This is a genomic window from Flavobacterium sp. AJR, from assembly GCF_002156885.1.
In the GTDB taxonomy this organism is placed as follows: Bacteria; Bacteroidota; Bacteroidia; order Flavobacteriales; family Flavobacteriaceae; genus Flavobacterium.
In genome coordinates, this window is record NZ_NCWQ01000074.1 from 1 (window position 1) to 15,349 (window position 15,349).

Annotated in this window: 3 protein-coding genes, 2 tRNA genes and 3 rRNA genes; 7 read left to right on the forward strand and 1 reads right to left on the reverse strand. The window is 38.4% G+C overall.

Annotated features, from left to right (window positions below; genetic code table 11):
* Positions 1–53: 53 nt before the first annotated feature.
* The gene (locus B8T70_RS18145) at positions 54–1,142 is read right to left on the reverse strand and encodes a M42 family metallopeptidase (protein WP_039114911.1); all 1,089 of its coding nucleotides are present in this window, start codon (positions 1,140–1,142) and stop codon (positions 54–56) included.
* A gap of 83 nt (positions 1,143–1,225) precedes the next feature.
* On the opposite strand from B8T70_RS18145, the gene B8T70_RS18150 reads away from it, so the two are divergent.
* From B8T70_RS18150 to rrf, 7 genes are all read left to right on the forward strand, one after another.
* Positions 1,226–1,909, forward strand: a complete 684-nt coding sequence (locus B8T70_RS18150; RefSeq protein ID WP_039114909.1) for a DUF4294 domain-containing protein — start codon at positions 1,226–1,228, stop codon at positions 1,907–1,909.
* A gap of 324 nt (positions 1,910–2,233) precedes the next feature.
* The gene (locus tag B8T70_RS18155) at positions 2,234–9,142 is read left to right on the forward strand and encodes a S8 family serine peptidase (protein WP_086895757.1); all 6,909 of its coding nucleotides are present in this window, start codon (positions 2,234–2,236) and stop codon (positions 9,140–9,142) included.
* Positions 9,143–10,007: 865 nt separating this feature from the next.
* Positions 10,008–11,521, forward strand: a 16S ribosomal RNA gene (locus B8T70_RS18160).
* A 120-nt stretch (positions 11,522–11,641) separates the two neighbouring features.
* Positions 11,642–11,715, forward strand: a tRNA-Ile gene (locus B8T70_RS18165).
* 148 nt (positions 11,716–11,863) lie between these two features.
* Positions 11,864–11,937 (forward strand) — tRNA-Ala (locus tag B8T70_RS18170).
* Between the two features lie 173 nt (positions 11,938–12,110).
* Positions 12,111–14,995, forward strand: a 23S ribosomal RNA gene (locus B8T70_RS18175).
* Positions 14,996–15,181: 186 nt separating this feature from the next.
* Positions 15,182–15,291: ribosomal RNA gene (gene rrf, locus B8T70_RS18180) — 5S ribosomal RNA — on the forward strand.
* Together the 16S, 23S and 5S rRNA genes with 2 tRNA genes alongside form the textbook arrangement of a ribosomal RNA operon.
* Positions 15,292–15,349: the final 58 nt, after the last annotated feature.

Consider the following 15,349-nt stretch of genomic DNA (forward strand, 5'->3'; position numbering starts at 1 on the left):
CCGCAAATCTAAATTTTAGATTTGCGGTCTTTTTTTTTTAATCTATTTAAATTTTATTTGAAATAAGAAAAAGTTTCTTCGTTTTCAATTTTTAATAAAGATTCATAAATCAATTTTATTACATTCTCGACATCATCACGATGAACCATTTCTACAGTTGTATGCATATATCGTAAAGGAAGAGAAATTAATGCTGAAGCTACACCACCATTACTATAAGCAAAAGCATCAGTATCTGTACCTGTTACTCTAGAGGATGCTAAACGTTGAAATGGAATTTTATTAGCTTCGGCAGTATTAATAATTAACTCACGTAGATTATTTTGTACAGCAGGTGCATACGTAATAACTGGTCCTAAACCAATTTTAGTATCACCTTCTATTTTCTTTTCAATCATAGGAGTTGTCGAGTCGTGACAAACATCGGTAACAATCGCTACGTTTGGTTTGATTGTTTTGGTAATCATTTCGGCGCCACGTAACCCAACTTCTTCTTGAACAGAATTTGTAATGTATAATCCAAACGGAAGTTTTACTTTGTTTTCGTGTAATAAACGAGCTACTTCGGCAATCATAAAACCTCCCATACGATTATCAAGTGCACGACAAACAAATTTGTTTTCGTTTAAAATCATAAATTCATCAGGATATGTAATCACACAACCTACATGAACCCCCATTTTCTCTACTTGCTCTTTAGTCTCGCAACCTAAATCGATGAAGATATTACTAATTTTCGGGTTCTCTTCTTTATCTCTATTTCGGGTATGAATCGCTGGCCATCCAAAGACACCTTTAACAATTCCTTTTTTAGTATGAATGTTAACTCTTTTTGATGGAGCAATCTGGTGATCAGAACCACCATTTCTTATTACGTATATTAATCCGTCATCAGTAATATAATTTACATACCATGAGATTTCATCGGCATGACCTTCAATCACTACTTTATAAGGAGCATCAGGATTTATAACTCCTACAGCAGTTCCGTAGGTATCTGTAATAAAAGTATCAACGTATGGTTTTAAATAATCCATCCAGATTTTTTGTCCGCTGCTTTCGTATCCAGTAGGAGAAGCATTATTTAGATAGCTTTCTAAAAAAGCAATTGAAGTATCGTTTAAGATTGATTTTGTACTCATAAAATTATTTTTTTGCTAAATTATAAATTTGGTATTACAGTTGTATATATAATGTATAATTTTACACTTAAATTAATAACTCAATGAAGTTTATAACCTACTTATTCTGCTTTCTATTCATGTCATTTGTTGGTCATGCACAAGTCGATAAAAAAGATCCCGAACAAATGGGATATATTTTAACTGAAAAGGATTCAATATTAAATGATACGATTGAATTACCCGAAATTATTATATCAAAGGAAAAGCTTGATCCCGAGGCTCAAAAACAATTTTTAATTCTCCAGAATAGAGTTTACAAAACGTATCCATTTGCAAGATTAGCATCAGATAGGTTAGTGGCACTTAATAAAGGGATGGCTCGATTATCTTCAAACAGAGAAAAGAAGAAATATTTTAAAATCGTTGAAGATTATCTTAACAATGAATTCGAAGGGAAGCTTAAAAAATTATCTCGAAAACAAGGCCAAATATTAGTAAAATTAATTCATCGTCAAACAGGAACTACTACATACGAGTTAGTAAAGACACTGAAAAGTGGGTGGAAAGCATTCTGGGCAAATACCACGGCGAATGTTTTTGATATAAGTTTAAAAACAGAATATGCACCTTATGAGGTTAACGAAGATTATCTCATAGAAACAATCTTAGTACGGGCTTTTGAATCTGGTAGATTACAATATCAGGCACCTGCAAAACCAGTCGATTATGACGACCTTAGTAATCGATGGCAAGAAAAAGCCAAAGAGTTGAAGGCTGCAAAATAGGCCGAATATTTAATTAAAAATTATACAAGACTTATCATATTAGTATGGTAAGTCTTTTTTTTTGTAGCTGTTATTTTTATTAGTAACGTGAAGTTCTTTTTTTTAAGAATTTATTTATTTTAATTTTCTTCCGGAAGTAATTGGTTATTTTTTTAATCAAGGCTTGAACATGCAGTTTTGTTATAATTCTTCCTTGCAAGCTGTTCTTTCTTTTTTTATTTAACAAATTAGATTTAGTTATAATTTGTTATTTATGATTTTATTTGTAGGTTTACTCTTTAGTGACTATTTGTTAACCGTTTATTAATCAATTAATTTAGTGAAATGAAGAAAAAATTACTCAGCCTGATTATGATGTTTTTCGTTATTACATCATGGTCGCAAAGCATTTCTGAAAATGATTATTCTATTTCCGTAAATGGGAATAAAATAAGTACTTCTGCTAATTTTAAACAGCAGGTTAAAGAGCTTAAGAGAACAACAAGTAAGCAAAGTCCGAAGACGGAATATACTTTGTTACAGTTTACAAAAATTCCATCAGCAGATGAGCAACAAAAATTAAAAAGGCAGGGGATAACTTTACTTAGTTATTTATCTAATAATGCTTATTATGTAGCAATCAGCCCAGAATTTTATAGTAAAGGAACTGTTCCTGATAATATAAGAACAGTTATTACAATAGATTCTAAGTATAAATTAGATCAGGAGATTGTAAATGAGGTTATTCCTGATTATGCACAGCAAGGAAGTACTATTAAAGTAGTGGTGAGTTATTTTAAAGGAGTTGATGCTAAAGTTATTTCACAAGATTTATCAAGCTTGTTTGTAAAAAGCAGTAAAATTGATGAGGTATTTAACACAGTTTATCTAGAAGCTTCTAAAGATAAATTAGAAGAAATTGCAAAATTAAATTGGGTTCAAAATATAGAGTTAGTTCCAGCACCAGTAGAAAGTGATAATCTTCCTGGAGTTACTTCGCATAAAGCAAATGTTTTAAGCTCAGGCATTGCTGTCTTAGGATACGGATTAACTGGAAAAGGAGTAAAAGTTGGTGTTTGGGATGGAAATCTCGAAGAACACAAAGATCATACAGGCAGAGTAACCCGTAAAGAATATGAATCGAATTCATCTCACGGAGAGCATGTTTCAGGAACTATTGGAGGTGCAGGTTTATTAGACCCAAGAGCAAAAGGAATGGCTCCAGAAGTGCTAATGTATGGCTGGAATTTTAATACTCAGTCTAACGGATTAGCAGTTTACCAAGAAAGAGTATTGTCTGTTCAGCAAGATGATATAGAGATTACATCAAATTCTTATGGAATTAATCTTAGTTCAGGGTTCAATACGTTCAGATATAATGCTGGAGATAGAGGAGATGATAATGTAACAGTGGCATATCCTTATCTTTTAAATATTTATTCTAATGGAAATGCGCAAACAGCATATCCAGGAGGATTTAATACATCAACAAAAAATTCAAAAAATGCATTACATGTAGCTGCAAACGACCCTAATGATTTAATTAGTAGTTATAGTAGCTTTGGACCTACACTCGATGGGCGTTTAGTGCCACAAATTGCTGCGGTTGGTACCGATGTGTATTCATTAGATTATAGTAACTCGTATCAGGTTATGAGTGGAACCTCAATGGCAACACCAGGAACAACAGGTACAGTAGCTTTACTTTATGAGAGATATAAAAATATTTATGGTGCAAGACCATTGGCATCCTTAATGAAAGCTTTGGTGGCAAACACGGCTAAAGATGTAGGTAATCCTGGTCCAGATTATAAATACGGATTTGGTAATCTTAACGGATTAAGGGCTGTTAAAGTTATTGACAAAAACATGTTTTATACAGCATCTGTAGCTAATGGAGCAACTTATGAAAAAGATATTGTAGTTCCGGCAGGATTAGTTACGTTAAAAGTTATGCTAGCGTATTCAGATACTGGTGCTGAACCAGGTTCTAGTTCTACTCAGGTTAATGATTTAGATATTAAAATCGTTAAAGATGGTATTACTACTTTGCCATGGATTTTAAATGCAACAACGCCTAATGTAAATGCAACACGAGGAGTCGATAATATGAATAATATCGAACAGGTAACATTAGATAACCCAGCTCCAGGAACCTATAAAATTATTGTTACTGGTACAAAAATTCCTCTTATTGCTGCTCAGGAGTTTTCTGTAGTATATGATTATGTAGCTCCAGAATTGATTTTGACTTATCCGATAGGTGGCGAAAAATTCAATACTGAATCTACAGAATATATTCGTTGGGATTATGAAGGAGAGCCAAAAAACTTTACAATAGAATATTCCGTTGATGGAGGAGTAAATTATTCAATAATTGCAGCAGATGTTCCATCGGCAGCAAGAAATTTTGCTTGGAAAGTTCCTGCAGGAATAGTTGCTAATGCTAAAATAAGAATTAGTGCAGGTACAAAAACTGATGCTTCCAAAGAAGTTTTTAATATTATAGCCGAACCTAAAAATCTAGTTATTGCACCAGCAGCATGTGGAGTTTCGTCCTATAAAATGGATTGGGATCCTATTGCAGGAGCAAAATATGAGGTATTGAAAATGAATGGTTATAAGTTTGATGTTGTAGCAACCGTTACAGATCCTACATATACATTTGCAAATGTTACAGTAGGCGATGACAACTGGTTTTCAGTTCGTACTGTAGATATTGCAACCCAAATTGTTTCAGAAAGAGTTCGTGCGGTAAATGTAGAACCTGTTTCTCAACCGGTTTTAAATGCAGCTAGTTTGCCATTTGTTGAAGAATTTACCAATAGAAAAGCAACAAATTATGTTTTTTCTAAAGGAAGAACAGGAGAGGTGAAATATGAGTATGTGAATTCTGAGTTTTTAGATGGAGTAAAAATGGCTGGATCAGCAGGTACAGCTTCGGCCCCTTGGGTAGTCAGCCCAAAAAACAATCTGGCATTTACTAATAATCCAGATTATATAAAAAAAGTAACTTTTTGCGATATAGATGCAACTAGTCTGGCAGGGAAAGTATTAAGACTGAAGTTCTTTTTAGAATGGGCTAATGTTACTCCGGTTGGGGTGGATAAAAACCTTTTTAGAGTTTCGGTAAATGGAGTTCCATTAATGAGTCATGAAGGTCTGGATGTATATGGTGAAACTCCTTCTTACAGTGATAAAGAATTAACCTATGATTTATCGGCTTATGCAGGGACTACGTTTAGTATAGCTTTTGAAACAGTAAGCGATAATGATTTTGTTACAGTAAACAACGTAAATATATATAGTGCGACTTATATTGATAATGTTGAAATTTTTGAAGCTACTGCAACCGATTTAGCTTTAAGCTCATTTAAGCCTAATGCAGGAGTTACTGCTACAGAAACTGTACAAGTAAAAGTTTTTAATAACTCTCCAGTAGCAATTAGCAATATTCCAGTTTCATATAAAATTAATAATGGAGCAGTAATTGCAGAAACAATTCCTGGGCCGGTTAACCCATTGAGTGAGGTGACTTATGATTTTACTCAAAAAGCTGATTTTTCTGCGCCAGGAGTATATACTGTAGTAGGTAATGTAAATTATCCGGGCGATGCAGTTTCAGAGAATAATACAATAACAAAAAATGTTAATAATATAGGGTCTGATATAACAATGGGATCAGTTGCTAATAAGACGACCTGTGCAGCGACATTTACAGATAGTGGGACGCGTTACGGAAATTATGCAGATAAGCTTACGCAAACAATTACTTTTATACCAGAAACCGTAGGAAGTAGTATTAATGTAAATTTTACTGACTTTGATTTAGAATTGGGGTATGATTTTTTATACGTTTACAATGGGCCAACCACTGCAGCTACTTTATTAGGCAGATTTACTGGTAATACTTTACCTTCATCATTAACTTCTACAGCCGTTGGAGGAGAATTAACTTTCAGATTTATTTCAGATGAAATTGAAAACGGAAGTGGATGGATTGCAGATATTACTTGTGTAACTAAACCACTTGTAAATGATGTAAGTATCGTTTCTATAGTAACACCAGAAGTTCTGGGAAAAAAAACAAGTACACATGACATAACTATTAGAGTTAGTAATTTAGGACCTGTTGCAGTAACAAATTATCCTGTGTTTTATCAGATAGGTACAACAGGAGCGAAAGTGATTGAAGCTGTTCCTGCTATTGCACCATATTCAACAGTTAGTTTTACGTTTGCTACCAAAGCAGATTTGTCTACTGTTAATGCTGAATATAAAATTATAAGTGGTGTTGATGTAGCAGATGATAATGCTGCTAATGATGTAATTGAAAAAATTGTATTTAATAAAAACGATTTGCCAGCTCATACCAATACAGATGGATATGCAATTTCTAGATTAAAATGGAATGATGTTGTAAATACTTCAGGAACTACAGCTTATTCAGATTTTAAGAATATAAAAATCCCTGTATACGCAGGATTTAACTATCAGCCAGAAGTTACAATAACCAAAACAGAAGTACCACTTATAGGGAACCAAACCGGATCGGCTGTAGGGGTATTTACGATGATTGTTATTGATTTAAACGGAGATGGCAATTTAACCGATGAATTTTATGCTGGTAATTATTGGGTAAACACGACAAGTCCTGTGACTGCACCAGCCATTGCATCTACAATAAGTAAGCATTATTTTACGAACAGACAAGTTACTATAGGGGGCATAACCATTCCTGCGGGAACAACAGCAGGCGAAAAATTAATGCGAGTTATTCACATGTTCCGTGCTCCTAATGAATATTATAATGTAAATCTAGGACCAACAATTGATGGACTTACAAGTTCAAGATCAGATTTTGAGGTAGAAGAATATACCATTAATGTATTGCCATTTACAGCTGCCGATGCAAGTGTAGAAAGAATTGTTGCTCCGGTTAAACCTGGTAATGCACCAGTTTCAGTTACTGCTGTTATAGGTAATTATTCAAATACACCTATTACGAATTTTCCAGTAGCATACAAAATTAATGGAGGAGGTGAAGTTATTCAGAATTTTACAGGGATAATTCCAGCAGCCGGAACAGCTAACTTTACATTTACAACAAAAGCTAATTTAGGCGCTCCTGGAGATTATACAATTGAAGTTTATACTCAATTAGTAGGAGATACAGATGCTACAAATAATTCAAAATCAGTAACACTTTCGCATGTTGCAAATTATGCTACGAATGTTACAGGAACTTTTGATGGGATAAATGATTTTGTAAAAACAGATATTACTCCAGCTTTAAATCTTACTAATAACTATACATTCGAAGCTTGGCTTAACCAAAAACAACCATCAGTTTTCGGAAGGCTTTTAGATAAAAGTTCAGTATTAGCCTTTATACACAATACAGCTAATCTAACTCTTTATAAAGAAAACAGTTTAGTACTTTCTATAACTACACCAGGAGGCTCTTATGTTGTAAATACAGGAATAAATACTATTAAACAAAACACTTGGCAACATATTGCTTTTACCGTAAGTGCTGCCAATGTGTATACGGTTTATATAGATGGAGTTTCAGTTCCATTTACTAGTACAGGTACTGCGGCTGCGGCATCTTCAAATGCATCTTCTGCTATCTACATAGGTAATAACGCAGGCTTGGCTCGTGGTATAAACGGGAATATAGATGAGGTTCGTATTTGGTCAGGAGTACGTAATCAGGCAACAATAGCTGCAAACACGATGACAAAGTATTTTGGTAATGAACCAGGATTAATAGCGTATTATTCATTTTCAGAGGGAGATAAACAATTTGTTTTTGATTGTATTCTAAATGATAATACAGCTGTAGTAACAAATGCCGATACAAATGGACAGGGCGAAGGTAAATTCTGGAATGTTCCGGTTTTATTACAAAAAGTAGATTTTGTAAATCAACTTTCGGCTTCTTATGATGCAGCTACTAAAACTTATTCGGTGTTATTAAACGATGGAACAGATATAACAACGGCAGTAGCTAATTATTCATTGGGAATGAAAAGTATTGCAAAAATAAACGGGGTAACGCAAGTAAGTGGAGTTACTGCAAATGACTATACAAATCCAGTTACTTTAAATGTAGAAGGAGTAGGTTTTAACACAGGAATTATAGAAACATATACTATTAAAGTGTTAACAGGTTTAAGCAATGAAAGCAAATTACTTTCGTACGACTTTAAAACAGCATCTAATCCAGGATTAGCACAGGAAATCAATACAGATATCGTAGGAAGCAATGCTACTAAAACATTGACTTATGGAATTGATGTGTCTAATTTAATTGCAGATTTTACAGTTTCATCAGGAGCAGAGTTATATATAGACGGAGTAAAACAATTAAATTCCAAAGCGGTTGTTTCAGACTATACAAACAGCTTTTTGGTTTCAGTAGTTTCAGAGAATAAGCTTTCACAAACAAACTACACCGTTACTTTAAATGCAAAGAATTCAGAAGCAAGTATAATTGCATATTCAGTAGCAAACCAAATAGGAACGAGTGTAATAGATCCAGTTTTAAAAACGGTAAAAGTTTTGGTTAATAATAATGCCAATTTAAGTGTATTAGTTCCAGTTTTCCAAATATCCGATTTTGCTACATTACGTATTGGAACTTATTTCCAAAATAGCGGAGTAACAACATTAAATTATACTTTACCTATTGTATATAATGTAACAGCTCAAGACGGAACTATCGAGAATTGGACAATAACAATTGAAAGAGCAAAACCTATAATTACACTTTTAGGAAATGCAATAGTTTCTCTAGATAAAGGTTGTCCGTATATAGAAGCTGGTTTCACTGCCAAAGATAATCTAGATGTAGACCTTACTCCAGGAGTAATAGTTACAGGAACAGTCGATGTAAACACACCAGGGCAATATATACTGACTTATACTGTAAAAGATGCATTGCTAAATGAATTTGTTGTAACACGTACAATAAATGTATCAAGTACAGTTTGTGCTTTAGGAGTGCCTACAAATACAATCGAAGGATTCGTTATTTATCCAAATCCGGTTAAAGACGGGAAAGTATATGTACAAACAGCATCTACAAGTAAAAAGAATATCAGAATATCCGATATGTCTGGAAAAATTGTTTTCACAGTACAAACCGAAAACAAAGAATTAAATATTCATAATCTACCTACAGGAGTTTATATTATAAAAGTAGAGCAAGATGGTAATACATCAACTCAAAAACTTATTGTAGAATAAATAGATTATAAAATCAAGTTATCCTTAAGCGGCTACTATATATAGTAGCCGCTTTTTTATGACCTTATATATAGGAGTAAGATTGTACTATATTATATATGAGAAGTTTTTTTCAGGAGCTATTTCCTGCTATCCGCTACAATCTTGACCTTTTTAAAGAAAAAAGGCAAGGATTTCCGCTACTATCAGGGCTAGGGGCGACAAAACATAGCAAAACTCCTATAAGGAAGACAATATAACAAGCTTTGCGACTTCGCGACTTTGCGCAAAACCTAGCGAAACCTAGTAAAACCCAGCAAAAACAAGGAAAACCTAGAGGGAGAGTCTTAAAAAGACAAAGAGAAAGAAAAAAGAACACCTGTAAATACACTGTTATCAGACTGTTAAAAAATAAACCAAAAATACTCTCTAAAAGGTATTGTTTATCTAGATAAAGATGGTAGTTTTGCACCCGCAACAACGACAAACGTTCCTTTAAATACTGACAAGCAAGACGAATCGAATTAGAAATAAAATTCTAAAAAAAAAGATTTAGAAAAGCTTGTGAGAATGGAAAACGGATGTTACATTTGCACCCCGCTAAATAACGGAAAGTTCCTTGAAAGATTGATAAGAAAGAAGAAAACGGAGATGAAAATTTTCCAAAAAAAAAACTTCACAAATTTCTTGCCAGTTAGAAAAGACTTTTCTACTTTTGCACCCGCTTTGAGAAACAAGCGATATTAAAAAAGAAGAACACGTTCCTAGACATATTGAATTGACAGCCGTTTTAAGAGAGATCTTAAAACAACAAAATAAGAGTAATAGAATCGATAGATTTGAATAAAACCGATAGAATCATTAGTCGAATATAATATTAAAATATACGATGAAGAGTTTGATCCTGGCTCAGGATGAACGCTAGCGGCAGGCTTAACACATGCAAGTCGAGGGGTATGCTTCTTCGGGAGCAGAGACCGGCGCACGGGTGCGTAACGCGTATGCAATCTACCTTTTACAGAGGGATAGCCCAGAGAAATTTGGATTAATACCTCATAGTATAATAGCTCGGCATCGAGCAATTATTAAAGTCACAACGGTAAAAGATGAGCATGCGTCCCATTAGCTAGTTGGTAAGGTAACGGCTTACCAAGGCTACGATGGGTAGGGGTCCTGAGAGGGAGATCCCCCACACTGGTACTGAGACACGGACCAGACTCCTACGGGAGGCAGCAGTGAGGAATATTGGACAATGGGCGCAAGCCTGATCCAGCCATGCCGCGTGCAGGATGACGGTCCTATGGATTGTAAACTGCTTTTGTACAGGAAGAAACAGTTCTACGTGTAGAACCTTGACGGTACTGTAAGAATAAGGATCGGCTAACTCCGTGCCAGCAGCCGCGGTAATACGGAGGATCCAAGCGTTATCCGGAATCATTGGGTTTAAAGGGTCCGTAGGCGGTTTAATAAGTCAGTGGTGAAAGCCCATCGCTCAACGGTGGAACGGCCATTGATACTGTTAAACTTGAATTATTAGGAAGTAACTAGAATATGTAGTGTAGCGGTGAAATGCTTAGAGATTACATGGAATACCAATTGCGAAGGCAGGTTACTACTAATTGATTGACGCTGATGGACGAAAGCGTGGGTAGCGAACAGGATTAGATACCCTGGTAGTCCACGCCGTAAACGATGGATACTAGCTGTTGGGAGCAATTTCAGTGGCTAAGCGAAAGTGATAAGTATCCCACCTGGGGAGTACGTTCGCAAGAATGAAACTCAAAGGAATTGACGGGGGCCCGCACAAGCGGTGGAGCATGTGGTTTAATTCGATGATACGCGAGGAACCTTACCAAGGCTTAAATGTAGATTGACCGGTTTGGAAACAGATCTTTCGCAAGACAATTTACAAGGTGCTGCATGGTTGTCGTCAGCTCGTGCCGTGAGGTGTCAGGTTAAGTCCTATAACGAGCGCAACCCCTGTTGTTAGTTGCCAGCGAGTCAAGTCGGGAACTCTAACAAGACTGCCAGTGCAAACTGTGAGGAAGGTGGGGATGACGTCAAATCATCACGGCCCTTACGCCTTGGGCTACACACGTGCTACAATGGCCGGTACAGAGAGCAGCCACTGGGCGACCAGGAGCGAATCTATAAAACCGGTCACAGTTCGGATCGGAGTCTGCAACTCGACTCCGTGAAGCTGGAATCGCTAGTAATCGGATATCAGCCATGATCCGGTGAATACGTTCCCGGGCCTTGTACACACCGCCCGTCAAGCCATGGAAGCTGGGGGTGCCTGAAGTCGGTGACCGCAAGGAGCTGCCTAGGGTAAAACTGGTAACTAGGGCTAAGTCGTAACAAGGTAGCCGTACCGGAAGGTGCGGCTGGAACACCTCCTTTCTAGAGCCCTACATGTTAGCAGCAATGCACGTTAGGGAAAGAAGACGAATTGACCTATAGGTTAAATTGAAGATTATATTACTCTGCTGTTAGTTCAAATAATACAATTAAGTAAAACAGAGTCTCGTAGCTCAGCTGGTTAGAGTACTACACTGATAATGTAGGGGTCGGCAGTTCGAGTCTGCCCGGGACTACTTTTTTAAAGAATTTCAATTAAAAATTGAGAATTAAAAATTAAAAAAGACTGTAAACTTAAAAAAAAAGGAAATTTTAGAAGTTGAAAGCACCAAAAGAAATTAGATAAGAATTAAGAATTCACGATTTTGAATTCTAAATTAAAATGGGGGATTAGCTCAGCTGGCTAGAGCGCCTGCCTTGCACGCAGGAGGTCAACGGTTCGACTCCGTTATTCTCCACAAAAAGCTATAAGCCATAGGCTATAAGCTTAAAGCCTAGTGCGTAAAGCGCGAAGCCTATAAAGTTCATTGACATATTGAGATAAGAAAATAATAAAAAGTAGAAAGCATTTTTTATTGAAAGTAGTAATACGGAAGATAAAGAAAACGGTCTTGACTTGTCAAGACTGGTACAATAAGCAAAATAAGGGCGTATGGGGGATGCCTTGGCTCTCAGAGGCGATGAAAGGCGTGATAAGCTGCGAAAAGTTACGGGGATCGGCACACACGACTTGATCCGTAAATACCTGAATGGGGCAACCCACTATGTTGAAGACATAGTACACCGATAGGTGGGCAAACCCGCTGAACTGAAACATCTAAGTAGGCGGAGGAGAAGAAAACAAAAGTGATTCCGTAAGTAGTGGCGAGCGAACGCGGAAAGGCTAAATACTCCTGAGAGACCGATAGTGAACCAGTACCGTGAGGGAAAGGTGAAAAGAACCGTGAATAACGGAGTGAAATAGATCCTGAAACCATACGCTTACAAGCGGTCGGAGCCCTTTCGTGGGGTGACGGCGTGCCTTTTGCATAGGCGGGGCACGTGAAACCCTGTCTGAATTTGGCGGGACCATCCGCTAAGGCTAAATACTCCTGAGAGACCGATAGTGAACCAGTACCGTGAGGGAAAGGTGAAAAGAACCGTGAATAACGGAGTGAAATAGATCCTGAAACCATACGCTTACAAGCGGTCGGAGCCCTTTCGTGGGGTGACGGCGTGCCTTTTGCATAATGAGCCTACGAGTTAACGTTGCTGGCAAGGATAAGTGGTTAAGCCACGGATCCGTAGCGAAAGCGAGTCTGAATAGGGCGCTTTAGTCAGTAGTGTTAGACGCGAAACCGTGTGATCTACCCATGGGCAGGTTGAAGCTGTGGTAACACACAGTGGAGGACCGAACCGGTTGACGTTGAAAAGTCTTCGGATGACCTGTGGGTAGGGGTGAAAGGCCAATCAAACTCGGAAATAGCTCGTACTCCCCGAAATGCATTTAGGTGCAGCGTTGTGCATAAAGTTATATAGAGGTAGAGCTACTGATTGGATGCGGGGGCTTCACCGCCTACCAATTCCTGACAAACTCCGAATGCTATATAATGTTTCACAACAGTGAGGGCTTGGGTGCTAAGGTCCAAGTCCGAGAGGGAAAGAACCCAGACCATCAGCTAAGGTCCCCAAATATATGTTAAGTTGAAAGAACGAGGTTTGTCTGCCCAGACAGCTAGGATGTTGGCTTGGAAGCAGCCATTCATTTAAAGAGTGCGTAACAGCTCACTAGTCGAGCGGACGAGCATGGATAATAATCGGGCATAAACATATTACCGAAGCTATGGATTTTAACGTAAGTTAAAGTGGTAGGGGAGCATTCTAACAGGGTTGAAGGTGCGTCGTAAGGCGTGCTGGACTGGTTAGAAAAGAAAATGTAGGCATAAGTAACGATAATGCGGGCGAGAAACCCGCACACCGAAAGACTAAGGTTTCCACAGCTATGCTAATCAGCTGTGGGTTAGTCGGGACCTAAGGCGAACCCGAAAGGGACAGTCGATGGACCACGGGTTAATATTCCCGTACTACTTATTACTGTGATGGGGTGACGGAGTGATGAAAGCGCCGCGAACTGACGGAATAGTTCGTTGAAGTACCTACCTATAAGCTGCGCAGGCAAATCCACGCGGCTTGGGGAAATACGATAGTACTCGGAGACTTCGGTCAAAGAGATAGTGCGCCTAAGGGCTTCCAAGAAAAACCTCTAAACTTCAGGTAATAAGTACCCGTACCGCAAACCGACACAGGTAGTCGAGGAGAGAATCCTAAGGTGCTCGAGAGATTCATGGCTAAGGAATTAGGCAAAATAGACCTGTAACTTCGGGAGAAAGGTCGCCAGCAGCAATGCTGGCCGCAGTGAAGAGGTCCAGGCGACTGTTTATCAAAAACACAGGGCTCTGCAAAATCGTAAGATGAAGTATAGGGCCTGACACCTGCCCGGTGCTGGAAGGTTAAGAGGAGATGTTATCTTCGGAGAAGCATTGAATTGAAGCCCCAGTAAACGGCGGCCGTAACTATAACGGTCCTAAGGTAGCGAAATTCCTTGTCGGGTAAGTTCCGACCTGCACGAATGGTGTAACGATCTGGACACTGTCTCAGCCATGAGCTCGGTGAAATTGTAGTAGCGGTGAAGATGCCGCTTACCCGCAGTGGGACGAAAAGACCCTGTGCACCTTTACTATAGCTTAGTATTGACCTTGGATAAATGATGTGTAGGATAGGTTGGAGACTGTGAAGTGGCGTCGCTAGGCGTTGTGGAGTCATTGTTGAAATACAACCCTTTGTTTATCTGAGGCCTAACCCCGCTCAAGCGGGGGACATTGCTTGGTGGGTAGTTTGACTGGGGTGGTCGCCTCCAAAAGAGTAACGGAGGCTTCTAAAGGTTCCCTCAGTACGCTTGGTAACCGTGCGTAGAGTGCAATGGCATAAGGGAGCTTGACTGAGAGACATACAGGTCGATCAGGTACGAAAGTAGAGCATAGTGATCCGGTGGTTCCGCATGGAAGGGCCATCGCTCAAAGGATAAAAGGTACGCCGGGGATAACAGGCTGATCTCCCCCAAGAGCTCATATCGACGGGGGGGTTTGGCACCTCGATGTCGGCTCGTCACATCCTGGGGCTGGAGAAGGTCCCAAGGGTTGGGCTGTTCGCCCATTAAAGTGGCACGCGAGCTGGGTTCAGAACGTCGTGAGACAGTTCGGTCTCTATCTACTGTGGGCGCAAGAAATTTGAGTGGATCTGATTCTAGTACGAGAGGACCGAATTGGACAAACCTCTAGTGTATCTGTTGTTCCGCCAGGAGCACCGCAGAGTAGCTACGTTTGGAAGGGATAAGCGCTGAAAGCATATAAGCGCGAAACCCACCACAAGATGAGATTTCTTTTAAGGATCGTGGGAGATGACCACGTTGATAGGCTATAGATGTAAAGGCAGTAATGTCATAGTCGAGTAGTACTAATAATCCGTAAGCTTATGTACGCTTTTCCAGCCCCCTAACCCCCGAAGGGGGAACAAAGGGGCTGGGAGAAACTTTCTAAAAAATACTTTTTTCTTTATCTCAGTGTGTTAAGATATTTGCTCGACGCAGAGCAGTTGATGGTTAATAGTTGATAGTTGCTGGAGAAATCCATCAACCGACAACCAAAAACCAACAACTAACAACCTTAAGGTGGTTATTGCGGCGGGGCTCACCTCTTCCCATCCCGAACAGAGTAGTTAAGCCCGCCTGCGCAGATGGTACTGCAGTTATGTGGGAGAGTATGTCGTCGCCTTTCTTTAGAATCCTCATCATTTATTTGATGAGGATTTTTTTTTGGATATAATTCAAATAAA

What these genes read in the sequence shown, in the direction of transcription:
- B8T70_RS18145 (WP_039114911.1), bottom strand. Translation starts at nt 1,142, where the DNA reads ATGAGTACAAAATCAATCTTAAACGATACTTCAATTGCTTTTTTAGAA.
- B8T70_RS18150 (WP_039114909.1), top strand. Translation starts at nt 1,226, where the DNA reads ATGAAGTTTATAACCTACTTATTCTGCTTTCTATTCATGTCATTTGTT.
- B8T70_RS18155 (WP_086895757.1), top strand. Translation starts at nt 2,234, where the DNA reads ATGAAGAAAAAATTACTCAGCCTGATTATGATGTTTTTCGTTATTACA.